General features: G+C 70.1%; 13 protein-coding genes and 1 pseudogene. 5 read left to right on the forward strand and 9 right to left on the reverse strand.

What is annotated here, in order from left to right; all coding sequences use genetic code 11:
- Positions 1-3 precede the first annotated feature (3 nt).
- Both CJ226_RS08795 and CJ226_RS08800 read left to right on the forward strand, forming a co-directional pair.
- The gene (locus tag CJ226_RS08795) at positions 4-633 is read left to right on the forward strand and encodes a hypothetical protein (RefSeq protein ID WP_062636275.1); all 630 of its coding nucleotides are present in this window, start codon (positions 4-6) and stop codon (positions 631-633) included.
- A gap of 171 nt (positions 634-804) precedes the next feature.
- Positions 805-1,689 carry an aminodeoxychorismate lyase gene (locus CJ226_RS08800; protein ID WP_102208928.1) on the forward strand — a complete coding sequence of 295 codons (885 nt, stop codon included), beginning with the start codon at positions 805-807 and terminating at the stop codon, positions 1,687-1,689.
- Between the two features lie 114 nt (positions 1,690-1,803).
- Here CJ226_RS08800 and CJ226_RS18455 read toward each other — a convergent pair whose 3' ends face one another.
- The 8 genes from CJ226_RS18455 to CJ226_RS08840 form a co-directional block, all read right to left on the reverse strand.
- Positions 1,804-2,049, reverse strand: a complete 246-nt coding sequence (locus tag CJ226_RS18455) for an endonuclease domain-containing protein (protein ID WP_257996599.1) — start codon at positions 2,047-2,049, stop codon at positions 1,804-1,806.
- 302 nt (positions 2,050-2,351) lie between these two features.
- Complete coding sequence (gene pstB / locus CJ226_RS08810; RefSeq protein WP_062636281.1) at positions 2,352-3,131, reverse strand: phosphate ABC transporter ATP-binding protein PstB; 780 nt, start codon at positions 3,129-3,131, stop codon at positions 2,352-2,354.
- Between the two features lie 29 nt (positions 3,132-3,160).
- On the reverse strand, positions 3,161-4,258 hold the full coding sequence (pstA, locus tag CJ226_RS08815; RefSeq protein ID WP_062636282.1) for a phosphate ABC transporter permease PstA: 1,098 nt from the start codon (positions 4,256-4,258) through the stop codon (positions 3,161-3,163).
- Position 4,259: 1 nt separating this feature from the next.
- Positions 4,260-5,243: a phosphate ABC transporter permease subunit PstC gene (pstC, locus tag CJ226_RS08820; protein WP_060923075.1), complete on the reverse strand. Its 984-nt coding sequence runs from the start codon at positions 5,241-5,243 to the stop codon at positions 4,260-4,262.
- A 106-nt stretch (positions 5,244-5,349) separates the two neighbouring features.
- The gene (locus CJ226_RS08825; protein ID WP_062636284.1) at positions 5,350-6,453 is read right to left on the reverse strand and encodes a phosphate ABC transporter substrate-binding protein PstS; all 1,104 of its coding nucleotides are present in this window, start codon (positions 6,451-6,453) and stop codon (positions 5,350-5,352) included.
- 224 nt (positions 6,454-6,677) lie between these two features.
- Positions 6,678-7,664: an NUDIX hydrolase gene (locus CJ226_RS08830; RefSeq protein ID WP_102208930.1), complete on the reverse strand. Its 987-nt coding sequence runs from the start codon at positions 7,662-7,664 to the stop codon at positions 6,678-6,680.
- On the reverse strand, positions 7,661-9,829 hold the full coding sequence (locus CJ226_RS08835) for an RNA degradosome polyphosphate kinase (RefSeq protein WP_062636867.1): 2,169 nt from the start codon (positions 9,827-9,829) through the stop codon (positions 7,661-7,663). Before CJ226_RS08835 ends, CJ226_RS08830 begins: the two co-directional genes overlap by 4 nt.
- A 45-nt stretch (positions 9,830-9,874) precedes the next feature.
- Entirely contained in the window at positions 9,875-10,558 is a 684-nt protein-coding gene (locus CJ226_RS08840; protein ID WP_025104297.1) for a response regulator transcription factor, read from the reverse strand.
- Between the two features lie 74 nt (positions 10,559-10,632).
- On the opposite strand from CJ226_RS08840, the gene CJ226_RS08845 reads away from it, so the two are divergent.
- From CJ226_RS08845 to CJ226_RS08855, 3 genes are all read left to right on the forward strand, one after another.
- Entirely contained in the window at positions 10,633-10,923 is a 291-nt protein-coding gene (locus tag CJ226_RS08845) for a hypothetical protein (RefSeq protein WP_062636289.1), read from the forward strand.
- Positions 10,924-11,070: 147 nt separating this feature from the next.
- Entirely contained in the window at positions 11,071-11,673 is a 603-nt protein-coding gene (locus CJ226_RS08850) for an FABP family protein (RefSeq protein WP_025104300.1), read from the forward strand.
- A gap of 12 nt (positions 11,674-11,685) precedes the next feature.
- Positions 11,686-12,801, forward strand: a complete 1,116-nt coding sequence (locus CJ226_RS08855) for a folate-binding protein YgfZ (protein ID WP_102208931.1) — start codon at positions 11,686-11,688, stop codon at positions 12,799-12,801.
- A 15-nt stretch (positions 12,802-12,816) separates the two neighbouring features.
- On the opposite strand, the pseudogene CJ226_RS08860 reads toward CJ226_RS08855, so the two are convergent.
- Positions 12,817-14,334 (reverse strand): annotated as a pseudogene (locus CJ226_RS08860) (amino acid permease).
- Positions 14,335-14,378 lie beyond the last annotated feature (44 nt).

Below are 14,378 nucleotides of genomic sequence, written 5' to 3' on the forward strand. Positions count from 1 at the left end.
GGGATGCCCGAGCAGCACCATCGCCCCGTGCGTCGTCCGACGAGCGCCTTCGACAACATCGTCGGCGCCCATGATCCCGCCGAGGAGACACGCGTCGCGCACGCCACCGCCTCCGCGTTGCTGACCCGCGTGCGCGAGGACGAGAGCGGGGCGAGCGTCGAGCGGCTGATCGCCTTCACGAGCGAGCACGGGATCGACGAGATCGCGGAGCTGTGGTCGAAAGCGCCGTCGCGCACCCTCCCCGGATCGCTATGGCGGCTGTACGTGCTCCAGCTCGCGATCCACGGCGATCCGCGCACTGCGGCCCTGCTCTACGACCGGGGACGGGTCGAGCTGCCGTCGGCCGACGCCGTGGTCGCCGGGGCGCCCGTGCCGGCGAGCCCGGACGAGCTCGTGGCTCTCATCGACACGATCCTGCGCGGCGCCTTCCGCGGCGACTTCGCCGTGGCACTGGAGCGCGCCGCGGCGTTCTGCCGCGTCCAGGCCTCGGGCGCGACGCACACCGCCGACGACTACGAGTCCACGGAGCCCGCCCGGGCGAGCGAGCTCACCACGCGGGCGCTGCGGCTGAGCAGCTATGCCCAGGACCTCGCGGCCTCGGCGGCCCTGTGGCGCACCGGCGCCCTGGCCTGAGTCCGAGCGGGCGGGCCGGCGTCCGGACAGAGAAAGACCGGGCCGCAAGAACGCCTCTCGGCGGAAGGCCGCTCGCAGCGGCGAAAATTGGAGCCCGGGGTTATGCGGCCCGGCCACTCCAGTGTAACGCGAGGACGCGGTGGGTATTCCCGGCGGCCTAGGCTCGGTGACATGACCCGTCGCTTCGCCCTCATGATCGATCCCGTCGCCGCCGTCGAGCAGCGTGCCGACTACGCCGACACGTTCACGCAGGTGGACGCCGCGGCCCCCGCCCTCAGTGTCGGCGAGCTGAGCACGCAACGGGGCGACGGCGTGTTCGAGTCCATCGGCGTGATCGACGGACATGCGCAGGAGGTCGTCCCGCATCTGGAACGCCTTGCGCACTCGGCGCGACTCTGCGACCTCCCGGTGCCGAACCAGGAGCAGTGGCGGCAGGCGATCCAGCAGGCCGCCGCACAGCTCGGCGCGGGGGAGTCGGTCATCAAGCTGATCCTCAGTCGCGGCGTCGAGCACGGGCCGACGCCGACGGCCTGGGTCACGGCGGCTCCGGCGGCGGACTTCGCGGCGGTACGGCGGAACGGCGTCAAGGTCGTCACCCTCGACCGCGGATACGACCTCGGCGCCGCGGAACGGGCGCCCTGGCTGCTGCTCGGAGCGAAGACGCTGTCCTACGCCGTGAACATGGCGGCCCTGCGCGAGGCCAAGCGCCGCGGAGCCGACGACGCGATCTTCCTGTCGAGCGACGGCTTCGTGCTGGAGGCTCCGACGGCCTCCCTCATCCTGCGCTTCGGCGACCGCTTCACGACCCCGGCCCCGAACGGCGGGATCCTGCACGGCACCACGCAGCTCAGCGTCTACGACCACCTTCTCGCGCGGGGCTTCGAGGTCGGGTACGACCGCATCCCCGCCGCCGATCTGACGCGGGCCGACGCCGCATGGCTCGTGTCGAGCGTGCGTCTCGCGACCGCCATCACTGCGGTCGACGGTACGCCGGTCGCTGTGGACGCCGCCCTCACGGACGACCTCAACGCCTACCTCCTCTCCCCGCGCGACTGAGTCCTCCGGGTCCCCGGGCACGACTTCGGAGATGCCGGACGACACGCCGTGGGCCGCGCCCCGACACCGGCGTGTCGTCGACGATCTCCGAAGCTGTGCCGGCACGGGGCGGGATCAGGGGCGGCGACGCATGGTCTCGACGATGGCGCGCTCGACGAGGGGCCAGTCCTGGAGGACCATCGCGTAGTCGAAGCGGAGAGTGGCGTGGCCCCAGCCGGCGGCGGTCGCATCGCGGACCAGATCGCGGTGCCGGAGAGAGCTCTCCTCGTGGTTGGCGCGTCCGTCCGTCTCGATGATGAGCCAGTCCTCGATGAGGAGGTCGACCCGGCCCGTCCCGACCACGCCGACCTGCGTCCGCACGCGCCACCCGTAGCGTCGGATCCTCAGCCGCACCAAGGATTCCAGGCCGCTGTCGGCATCGGCCCGCGAGAAGGCGATGAGGTCGCGCCGCCTCGCCCTCACTGGCCGCGCCACGACTCGGTAGCCCGCCGTCTGTGGACGATCTTCGCCACTCGCGATCCGTGCAGGAGTCACGACCCGTGCGCAGCTTCGGAGATCGAAGGAGACACGCCGAGGCGGGAGGCCAGGCGACGGCGTGTCGCCGAACATCTCCGAAGTTGTGCCCGGGGGCAGGAGGGACTGGGCCGGGGGATGGGGACGGGTCAGCCGAAACGGCCGGAGACGTAGTCCTCGGTGGCCTGGACGGACGGGGTCGTGAAGATGTTCGTCGTGTCGTCGTACTCGATGAGCTTGCCGGGCTTGCCGGTGCCGGCGATGTTGAAGAACGCGGTCTTGTCGGAGACCCGGCTCGCCTGCTGCATGTTGTGCGTCACGATGACGATCGTGAACTCGTTCTTGAGCTCGCCGATCAGCTCCTCGATCGCGTAGGTCGAGATGGGGTCGAGGGCCGAGCACGGCTCGTCCATCAACAGCACCTCCGGGGAGACGGCGATCGCGCGGGCGATGCAGAGACGCTGCTGCTGGCCGCCCGAGAGGCCGGAGCCCGGACGGTCGAGGCGGTCCTTGACCTCGTTCCACAGGTTCGCGCCGGTGAGGGACTTCTCGACGAGGTCGTCCTGCTCGCTCTTCGACATGCGCTTGTTGTTGAGCTTCACCCCGGCGAGCACGTTCTCCTTGATCGACATCGTGGGGAACGGGTTCGGCCGCTGGAACACCATGCCGACCTGGCGACGCACGAGCACCGGGTCGACGCCGGCGCCGTAGAGGTCCTTGCCGTCGAGCAGCACCTCGCCCTCGACGCGGGCGCCGGGGATCACCTCGTGCATGCGGTTGAGAGTGCGGAGGAAGGTGGACTTGCCGCAGCCCGACGGGCCGATGAAGGCCGTGACGCTGCGCGGCTGGATGTCGAGGGAGACGCCTTCGACCGCGAGGAAGTTGCCGTAGTAGACGTTGAGGTCGTTGACTTCGATGCTCTTGGACACGTGGATTCCTATTCTGAGTGGTCGGGCGCTCAGCGGCCGTTGACCTTCGGGGCGAACAGCTTCGCGATCAGGCGGGCGAGCAGGTTCAGCACCATGACGATGAGGATGAGGGTGAGGGCGGCGGCCCAGGCGCGCGCGACGGCGGCGTCCGGGCTCGTGCCCTGGTTCATGTACTGGTTGTAGGCGAACACCGGGAGGGTCATCATCTGGCCGTCGAAGATGTTCGTGTTGAGGCTCTGCGTGAAGCCGGCGGTGAGCAGCAGCGGGGCGGTCTCGCCGATCACGCGGGAGATGGCGAGCATGACCGAGGTCATGATGCCGGCGATCGAGGTGGGCAGGACGACCTTGAGGATCGTGAGCCACTTCGGCACGCCCAGAGCGTAGGAGGCCTCGCGCAGCTCGTTCGGGACGATCCGGAGCAGCTCCTCGCTGCCGCGCACCACGACAGGCGTCATCAGCACGGCGAGGGCGAGAGCGCCCATGAAGCCCATCGAGATGCCGGGACGGATCAGGAGGGCGAACACCGCGTAGATGAACAGACCGGCGACGATCGAGGGGATGCCCGTCATCACGTCGACGAAGAACGTGATGGCCTTGGCGATCTTGCCGCGGCCGTACTCGACGAGGTAGATCGAGGTCATCAGACCGACCGGCACGGAGATGATCGTGGCCGTCAGCGTGATGAGGATCGTGCCCCAGATGGCGTGCACGATACCGCCGCCGTCACCGACGACGTTGCGCATCGAGTAGGTGAAGAACTCGGCATCGAAGCGCTCGAGGCCGTTCGCCACCACGGTCCACAGCAGGGAGATCAGCGGCAGCAGGGCGATGAGGAAGGCCGTGGCGACGAGAGCCGTCATCAGGCGGTCGACGGCCTTGCGACGGCTCTCCGCGATGGAGGAGATCACCGTGATGATCACCATGTAGAGCAGGATGCCGACGACGACGGTGCCCGCGATGTTGAAGTCGGCGAGCGGGGTGTCCGAGCCGGCGGCGGCGACACCGAACACCGCGGCGGACACGACGAACGAGACGCCGAGGAGGGCCCACGGAGCCCACTTCGGCAGGCGGCCGGAGGTGAGGGCGGTGGTGCTCGCGGCGGGCGGAGCGCTGGTGAGGGCGGTCATGTCAGTTCGCTCCCGAGAACTCGGCGCGGCGGGCGACGATCCAGCGCGCCAGCGCGTTGACCGCGAAGGTCACGACGAAGAGGATGAGGCCGGTCGCGATCAGCGTGTTCACGCCGGTGCCGTGCGCCTCCGGGAAGGCGAGGGCGATGTTCGCGGGGATCGGCGTGGGGTTCGTGGCGGTGAGCACGAGGAAGCTGACGACCGCCGAGGGGGAGAGCACCATCGTCACGGCCATCGTCTCGCCGAGCGCGCGGCCGAGGGCCAGCATCGCCGCCGACACCATGCCGCCGCGGGCGAAGGGGAGGACGGCCATGCGGACCATCTCCCAGCGCGTGGAGCCGAGGGCGAGGGCCGCCTCCTCGTGGAGCTTGGGGGTCTGCAGGAAGACCTCGCGGCAGATGGCGGTCATGATCGGGATGCACATCACGGCGAGGACGAGCGCGGCGGTGAGGATCGTCTTGCCCGTCGCGGAGACCTGGCCGCCGAAGAACGGCACCCACGAGGCGTTCTCGTTGAGCCACACGTAGATCGGCTGCAGCATGGGGGCGAGCACGAGGCCGCCCCAGAGGCCGAACACCACGGAGGGCACGGCGGCGAGCAGGTCGATGATGTAGCCGAGGAACGACGCGAGCCGCCGGTGGGCGTAGTGCGAGATGAAGAGCGCGATGCCGATGGCGATCGGGGCGGCGATCAGCAGGGCGATGAACGAGGCCCAGAGGGTGCCGAAGACGAGCGGCCAGACGTACACCCAGAACGACTCGCCCCGGAGGATGTGGTTGTCGGTGGTGTCGAGCTGGAACGCCGGCAGGCTCTGGATGATGAGGAAGGCGGCGACGAGCGCCAGCACGATCAGGATGATGATGCCGGCGGCCAGCGCGGTGCCGGAGAAGACCCGGTCGCCGAGGCGCTGCTTGGCCTTGATCGGTGTGGGCGGCGCCGGTGTCGGTGCCGGTGCCGTTGTCGGCTCCTGCGCGGTCGTGCTCATGATCTCCCTGTTTCGGGCCGGGTGGAGATGGATCGGGTGCTGACCTGGCGGAGCCCCCGCGCCCGCTCGGGGACGCGGGGGCACCGTCGTCAGTGGATCGGCAGGATCAGCCGACCTGGATGAGGTCGATCGCGGCCTGGACCTGCTCGCGCAGGCCGTCCGAGATCGGGGCGCTGCCGGCGTTCTCGGCGGCGGCGTCCTGGCCCTCGGCGCTCGCGATGTACGTGAAGTACTCCTTCACGAGCTCCGCGACGTTGCTGTCCTCGTACTGCTCGCAGCCGATGAGGTAGCTGACCAGGGCGATCGGGTAGGCGCCGTCCGCGGCGGCGGCCGGGTCGACGTCGAAGACGAGGTCGCCCTCGCCGCGACCCTCGGCGAGGGGCGAGCCCTCGACGAGCTTCGCGGCGGCCTCGGCCGAGTACGAGACGAAGTCCTCGCCGACGCCCACGGCGACCTGGCCGAGGCCGTCCGCCTGCGAGGCGTCGAGGAAGCCGATCGCACCGTTGCCGGCGGTGAGGGCCTGCTTCACGCCCGAGGTGCCCTGAGCGGCCTCGCCACCCTGGATCGGCCACTCGTCGGAGACCTCGTAGGTCCAGACGTCGGGGGCCGTCGCGCTGAGGTACTTGGCGAAGGTCTCCTGCGTGCCCGAGGGGTCGGAGCGGTGCACCGGCGAGATCGCCAGGTCGGGGAGCTCGACGCCGTCGTTCAGGGCGGCGATGGCCTCGTCGTTCCAGTTGGTGATCGTGCCGGCGAAGATGCCCGCGATCGTGGCGGCGTCGAGGTTCAGCGTGTCGATGCCCTCGAGGTTGAAGGCGACGGCGACGGGGGAGATGTAGAGGGGGACCTCGACGATGTCGTCGGTGGTGCAGGCGCCGAAGCCACCTGCGGCGATCTCCTCGTCGTTGAACGCGCGGTCCGAGCCGATGAAGTTGCTGCCGCCCTCGAGGAAGTTCTCGCGGCCGGTGCCGGAGCCGGTGGGCTCGTAGTTGACCGTCACGTCGGGGTTGGCGGTCTGGAAGGCGGCGACCCAGGCCTCCTGGGCTGCGGTCTGCGAGGACGCGCCGGTCGCGTCGATCGTGCCGGAGAGCGTGGACTCCGAGGGCTCTTCGCTGGAGCCGCCGGCTCCGCCTTCGTTCGCGGCACAGCCGGCGAGGGCGAGAGCGGCGACGGCGCCGATGGCGCCGATTCGTGCGATTCGGGAGATCTTCACTGTGGATCCTTCGATCTTGGAGGGGTGGGGCCCGGTGCAGGGCACACAGTGACGCTAGGGGCGACGGTTAACGAGACTCTCCCGCGCAGGTGAACGGCAGGTGAACGACCGGCGACTCTCTGGAGCCGATCCCCGTCACCGCGCGGCCCCCTCCGTTTCGAATCGCCCACTTTGCGCCATTTCCGGCCGAGATGCAGCGAAGTGCGCGATTCGAACGAGGGGGGTCAGACCTTCGGCGCGTGGGTCTCGATCGAGATGATGCCGGAGCCGGGATTGGTCGCCGAGACGTGCACCACGGAGAACGCGCCGGTCTCCAGGTCGGCGGCGCTGCCGACGTACGAGCCGTGCACGGTGCCGGTCGCGAGGGCGATCTCCGAGAGGAGCGCAGGCAGCACCGGGCCGTGGCTGCAGAGCACGGCGGGCTTGCCGGCGCGGATGCGGCGGCCGACGACGGAGCGGAGATCGGCGACGCCGTCCTCCCAGGCGTCCTGGCTGATCTTCTCGGTGAGTACCGGTTGGCGGTCCAGGGCCTTCGCGAGCGGCGTGACGGTCTGCACGCAGCGCACCGCGTCGCTGGTGACGATCTTGCGCACGCCGAACGCGCGGAGCGGACCGACGATGGCCTTCGCCTGCCGCTTCCCCCGGTCGGTGAGGGGACGCGCGGCGTCGGCCTTGTCCCACTCCGAGCGGGGCAGGGCCTTCGCGTGCCGGAGGGCGATCACCGGGAAGGTCCGCAGCACGCCGTCGTCGACGAGGGCCGCGAACGCATCGAGGATCTCGAGGTCGACGGGGTAGCTCAGCGCGGCACGGGCCTTCTTCACGCTGACCCACTCGAGCGCGGCGATCTCGCGGTTGGGCACGAAGGTCGAGGCGCGGATCGCGGCGTCCGTCGCCTCGGCGGCCCAGTAGTGCACGACCTTCTGCTTGCGGGACGCGAGGTGGTAGCGGCTGATCCCGACCGGCACGCCGAGGGCCACGCGGATGCCGGTCTCCTCGTGCACCTCGCGGACAGCGGTCTCCGCGAGCATCTCGCCCGGGTCGACCTTGCCCTTCGGCAGGGTGACGTCGCGGTACTTCGTGCGGTGGATGAGCAGGATCCGCAGCTTGCCGTCGACCAGACGCCACACGACGGCGCCGGCCGCGTACACGGCCTTGTCCGCCCACTTCGCGTCGGCCGCGGACGGCGGGAGCTGGACCTGCCGCGCCGTCATCGAACCGCCCGCGCCCGACGACGTCGCTGGATCATCCCCATGGTCTTATCCTGCAGGTCGGTGAGCGGCTTGCCGTCGGCATCCACGGCGTGGCGCTCCCACACGCCGTCGCGGCCAAGGTGCCACGACGAGGTCCGGTCGTCCATCGCCAGGTCGAAGAAGGCGGTGAGCTCCTTGAGGTGCGCCGGGTCGGTCACCCGCACCAGAGCCTCGACGCGCCGGTCGAGGTTGCGGTGCATCATGTCGGCGCTGCCGATGTACACCTGCGGGTCGCCGTCGTTCTCGAACGTGAAGATGCGCGAGTGCTCGAGGTAGCGGCCGAGGATGCTGCGGACGGTGATGTTGTCGCTGATCCCGTCGAGGTCGGGCCGCAGGCTGCAGATTCCGCGCACCCACACGTCGACCTTCACCCCTGCGGCGCTGGCGCGGTAGAGGGCGTCGATGATCTCCTCGTCGACCATCGAGTTGACCTTGATGCGGATGTGCGCGGGCTTGCCCGACTCGGCGATCCGGCGCTCGGCGTCGATCAGCCGCACGAGGCCCTTGCGGAGGTGGAGCGGGGCGACGAGCAGACGCTTGAACTTCTTCTCGATCGCGTAGCCGCTGAGCTCGTTGAACAGCCGGGTGAGGTCCTTGCCGACCTGGGCATCGGCGGTGAACAGACCGAAGTCCTCGTAGATGCGGCTCGTCTTCGGGTTGTAGTTGCCGGTGCCGACGTGCGAGTAGTGCTGGAGCTTGCCCTCCTCCTCGCGGATCACGAGGGCGAGCTTGCAGTGGGTCTTGAGCCCGACGAGGCCGTACACCACGTGCACGCCGGCCTTCTCGAGCTTGCGCGCCCACACGATGTTGTTGGCCTCGTCGAAGCGGGCCTTCACCTCGACGAGCGCGAGCACCTGCTTGCCGGCCTCGGCGGCGTCGATGAGGGCCTGCACGACGGGGCTGTCGCCGGACGTCCGGTACAGGGTCTGCTTGATGGCGAGCACGTGCGGGTCGCGGGCGGCCTGCTCCAGGAACGCCTGGACGCTCGTGGTGAAGGACTCGTACGGGTGGTGCACGAGCACGTCGGACTTCCGGATCGCCTTGAAGATGTCCGCACGGGTGTTGGAGCCCGTCGGCTGGAAGGCCAGCGCGGTGGTGGGGAGGTGCGGCGGGTACCGCAGATCCGGGCGATCGATGCGCGACAGGTCGAAGAGGCCGCGCAGATCGAGCGGCCCGGGGAGGCGGTAGACCTCCTGGTCGGTGATGTCGAGCTCGCGCACGAGGAGGTCCATCGTGACCTCGTCCATGTCGTCGGTGATCTCGAGCCGGATCGGCGGCCCGAACCGGCGGCGCAGCAGCTCGGCCTCCAGCGCCTGGATGAGGTTCTCGCTCTCGTCCTCCTCGATCTCCACGTCCTCGTTGCGGGTGAGGCGGAACGCGTGGTGGTCGAGCACCTCCATGCCGGGGAACAGGTCGCCGAGGTGGTTGGCGATGAGCTCCTCGAGGCGGAGGAAGCGCTTGATCTCGCCGGTGGACGGCACCTCGACGAAGCGCGGCAGCATGGGCGGCACCTTGAGGCGGGCGAACTCCTGGCGGCCGGTCCGCGCGTTGCGGATGCGGATGGCGAGGTTCAGGGAGAGTCCGGAGATGTAGGGGAACGGGTGCGCCGGGTCGACCGCCAGCGGCATCAGCACCGGGAAGACCTGCGCGCCGAAGTAGTCGGACAGCGCGCTGCGCTCGTCGTCGGTGAGATCCGACCACTCGGTGATCTCGATGCCGGAGTCGGCGAGGGCGGGGCGGACGAGCTTCGTCCAGGCGTCCGCGTGGCGGAGCTGGAGGGCGTGCGCCTCCCGCGAGATGTCGGCGAGGGCGTCGACGGGGGAGCGCCCGATGTTGGTCGGCACGGCGAGACCGGTCATGATGCGCCGCTTGAGACCGGCCACGCGCACCATGAAGAACTCGTCGAGGTTGCTGGCGAAGATCGCCAGGAAGTTCGCCCGCTCCAGCTCCGGCAGCGACGGGTCCTCCGCGAGTTCGAGCACCCGCTGGTTGAAAGCGAGCCAGCTCAGCTCACGGTCCAGGTAGCGATGGTCGGGGAGCTGCGAGTCCGGCGCCTCGACGGCGTCGTCGAAGTCGTCGTCTTCGGCGTCACCGAGTCCGGCGTCGGCGAGTGCGGGATCGATCATGGGGTACATCTAAGCACCGGCAGGTGTCGGGCGTGTGAACGGGGGTCAGCGCGAGCCGACCAGGCTGTCGTCCTCGTAGACGTTGAAGCGGTACCCGACGTTGCGCACGGTGCCGATGATCTGCTCCTGATCGCCGAGCTTGGCGCGGAGCCGTCGCACGTGCACGTCGACGGTCCTGGTGCCGCCGAAGTAGTCGTACCCCCACACCTCGCTGAGCAGCTGCTCGCGGGTGAACACCCGGGACGGGTGGGTGGCGAGGAAGTGCAGGAGCTGGAACTCCTTGTAGGTGAGGTCCAGCGGCCGCCCGTGGAGCTTGGCCGAGTAGGACTGCTCGTCGATCGTGACCCCGGAGGCCTGCACCCGCGCCGGTTCGGCGACCTCGTCCCGTCGCGCGAGCGCCAGACGCACGCGCGCGTCGATCTCCGCCGGACCGGCCGTCGCCAGCAGGACGTCGTCGATGCCCCACTCGCCCGACAGCGCGCTCATGCCGCCCTCGGTCACCACGAGCAGGAGCGGCGCGTCTTGTCCGGTGGCCCGCAGCAGTCGGCACAGCGACTTCGCCCCGACGAGGTCGTGACGGCCGTCGACGATCACGATGTCGTACTCCGGGGCATTGATCAGCTGCGCCGGCTCCGCCGGGATCTGCCGCGTGCGATGGCTCAGCAGCTCGAGGGCGGGCAGCACCTGCTCCGAGAGCGGAGCATTGGTCAGAACCAGCACCAGGGCCACGCGCACTCCTCACCGGCGGGGGGATCGACGCCGTGCCGCCATGATAGCGGCCACCGATGCGCAAGAATGGAGACATGTCAGAACCGGCACTCGCGCCCCGCAACGCCTTCACCGGCGTCATCGCGGTCTGGGCGACCGCGTTCGTCGGCAGCATCGTCATCGGGATCTTCGCTCCGGAGGAGTGGCGCATCCCCTGGATGCTGGTCGGCTTCGGGGCGGTGGTGCTGCTGTCCTTCGCCGTGCAGCTCTGGTACGGCCGCACGCAGGGCTTCATCTTCCGCGTCGCGAGCAGCGTGACCGGTGCGCTGCTGCTGATGGGGATCATCTCGGTCGGCTTCGGCCTGGCCGCCCTCATCCCCTCCTGACCCGGATCGCCGGGGGTAAGGTGGAAGTCATGGACATCATGGCGCTCGAAATCTTCTTCATCGGCCTGCTCGGCCTGGCGAGCCTCGCGATCGTTTTCGTGTCGGCCGTGGTGCTGCGCAACCTCTTCCGCGGCCAGCGCTGACGACATGATCGAACTCCCCACCGACCTTCCCGCCGACCTCGCCCCCCTGGCGTGGCTGATCGGCGTGTGGGAGGGTTCCGGGGTGATCGACTACCCGGTCGGCGAGGAGCGTCTGCAGGGCGAGTTCACGCATCGCGTCAGCTTCAGCCACGACGGGGGACCGTTCCTCAACTACGCGGCCACGGCGACCTTCGTCGGTGACGAGGGTGCACCCGCCGTCCCGCTGACCGCCGAGTCCGGTTTCTGGCGTCTGGCGCGTCCGGCCGCGGCGACCGACGCGGGACCGGCGCTGCTGCCGCCGACGGCGACCCCCGTCACCCGCACGGTCGACGACGTGGAGGCCCTGCGGTCGGACAACGGCGCGTTCCCGCTCGAGGTGTCGCTGGCGCGCTCGGACGGCATGCTCGAGTACTACCTCGGCGAGATCAACGGACCGCGGGTCGACCTCGCGTCGGACGCGATCGTGCGCGGCGCCGGTGCCAAGGACTACGGCTCCGCCTCGCGGATGTACGGACTCGTCGACGGGCACCTGCTGTGGGCGTGGGACATCGCCGCCCTCGGCACACCTCTGCGGGCGCACGCCTCGGCGCGTCTCGCCCGCGTCTGAACGGAGCACACCGTGAGCACCAGCGTCTTCGACGGCGTCCCCGCCGCGACAGCGGGGGAGCGCGGGATCGCCCACTTCGGCGATCCGTTCCGGGAGCAGCGCCGCCTCGCGGCCGGAACGGCGATCGCGCCCCTCGACGACCGGACGGTCATCGAGGTGTCCGGCCCCGAACGCCTCCCCTGGCTCGACTCCATCACGTCGCAGGCGGTGGGTCGTCTGCGAGCGGGGGAGAGCACCGAGCTCCTCGTCCTCGATCCGCAGGGACGGGTGGAGCACGCGGCCGGCGTCCTCGACGACGGCACCTCGACCTGGCTCCTGGCGGACGCCGGCGATGCCGAGGGGCTCGCGACCTGGCTGACGCGGATGAAGTTCCGCACCCAGGCCACGGTCGAGCTGCGCCCCGACCTGGCGCTGCTCGGCTTCGTCGACGGTGGTCCCGCGGCCGAGCGCGTGCGCGGCCTCGACGACGCGCGGATCTGGGCCGACCCGTGGCAGCAGGTCGCCGTCGGCGGTCATCAGTACGCGGATGTGGCCGCGCACCCCGGAGCCGACCTCGCCTGGCGGGTCGGCATCGTGCCCGAGACGGCGGCGCGGGCGCTCGCCGCGGAGCTCGATCGGGAGGATGCCGCCGGTCTCCTCGCCGCCGACGCTCTGCGCATCGCCGCCTGGCGCCCGCGGTGGGCGGCCGAGGTGGACGAGCGATCGCTGCCGCACGAGTCGGACTGGCTCCGCAGCGCCGTGCACCTGAACAAGGGCTGCTATCGCGGGCAGGAGACCGTCGCGAAGGTGCACAACCTCGGTCATCCGCCGCGGCGGCTCGCACTGCTCCAGCTCGACGGCAGCGACGCCGTGCTTCCGGAACCCGGAGCCCCCGTGTTCGCGGGTGATGACGAGGTCGGGCACATCACCTCCTCCGCGCGGCATCACGAGGACGGACCGATCGCCCTCGCCCTCCTGTCTCGCCGCGCTCCCGTCGGCGACCTCGTCGTCCGGGCCGAGGGGATCGACATCGCCGCGTCCCAGCAGATCATCGTCCCGGCCGACGCCGGCGCCACCGCGGACATCCCGCGCCTGACGCGGCTGTCCCGCCGGCCCACGGCGCCCGATCCCCGCGACGCCGGGGTCTGAGCCGACGGGCGCCGGTCAGCCCTCGCCGTCCGGACCGGCCGTCGAGCGCTGCGCGGCGATCTCCGCGATCCGTCCCCGGGCGAGGAACCAGCCGCCGATGAGGGCAGGGATCAGCACGCCGAGGCTGGCGACCGTCCACGTGCCCGTCGGATAGTCGAAGGCCATGAGCACGACGACGGACGCGAGGAACGCCAGCGTCAGATACGAGGTGTACGGTGCGCCGAAGAGACGGAACGACGGTCGCGCGACGAGGCCGCGTCGCGACAGCCGGTACAGCCGGAGCTGGCAGAGGATGATGGTCGCCCAGGCCGCGATGATCCCCAGCGCGGACATGTTGAGCACGATCTCGAAGGCCTGTCCCGGCACCACGGCGTTCAGGAGCACCCCGGCGAGGGCGAACACGGCCGTGACGAGGATGCCGACGACGGGCACGCCGCGACGGCTCATCCGACCGGTCGCGCGGGGTGCGGCGCCCGAACTCGCGAGCGAACGGAAGACCCGGCCCGTCGAGTAGAGCCCGGCGTTCAGCCCGGAGACCGCGGCGGTGATCACGATGAAGTTCATGGCGCTGCCGGCCACCGTCCCCACGTCCGGTCCTCCCACGTGCGAGAAGAACGTCACGAACGGGCTCTCCCCGGCGCGGTACACCGTGTACGGGAGCAGCAGGGCGAGGAGCAGCACCGATCCGACTTAGAACACGGCGATGCGCAGGATCACCGAGTTCACGGCCCGGGGCATCACCTTCTCCGGGTCCGCGGTCTCACCCGCGGCGGTGCCGACCAGCTCGATGGAGGCGTAGGCGAAGACGACCCCCTGCATCACGATCACGGCGGGGAGCACGCCTTCCGGCGCGAAGCCTCCGTGCGCCGCGAGCATGGGGATCCCCGTCGGTCCCTGATCGGTCTGCCAGCCGGCCGCGAGGAACACCACGCCGATCACGAGGAAGAGGGCGAGCGCGGCGACCTTCACGAGCGAGAACCAGAACTCCATCTCGCCGAACAGCCGGACCGAGACGAGGTTGAGGCCGACGACCACGATCAGGGCGATCAGCGCGAGCAGCCATTGGGGCACGACGCGGAACGCCGACCAGTAGTGGACGTAGAGCGCCACGGCCGTGGAGTCGACGATCGCCGTCATGCCCCAGTTCAGCAGATACAGCCAGCCGGCGGCGAAGGCTAGTCGCTCACCGAAGAACTCCCGCGCGTACGAGATGAACGATCCGGAGGAGGGGCGGTGGATGACGAGCTCTCCGAGGGCGCGGAGGATGAAGAAGGCGAACACCCCGCACACCAGGTAGGAGACGGCCAACAGGGGACCCGCGGCGTTCAGGCGTCCGCCCGCCCCCATGAACAGCCCGGTGCCGATCGCGCCGCCGAGAGCGATCATCTGCAGGTGCCGTGCCTTCAACGCCGTCCGGTAGCCGGACTGCTCATGCGCGAAGTCCTGCGCCGACGTCAGGACGTCGCCGAGTCGCTCGCGGTCGTTCTCCTGTGCCTCCGCGGATCCTTCCGCCTTCGCGCTGTCGGTCGTCATCGCCTCTCCTGCCCTGGGAACGCATGGCGATCGAGTCGGCGCAC

The organism is Microbacterium sp. UMB0228 (assembly GCF_002871415.1).
Taxonomy (GTDB): domain Bacteria; phylum Actinomycetota; class Actinomycetes; order Actinomycetales; family Microbacteriaceae; genus Microbacterium.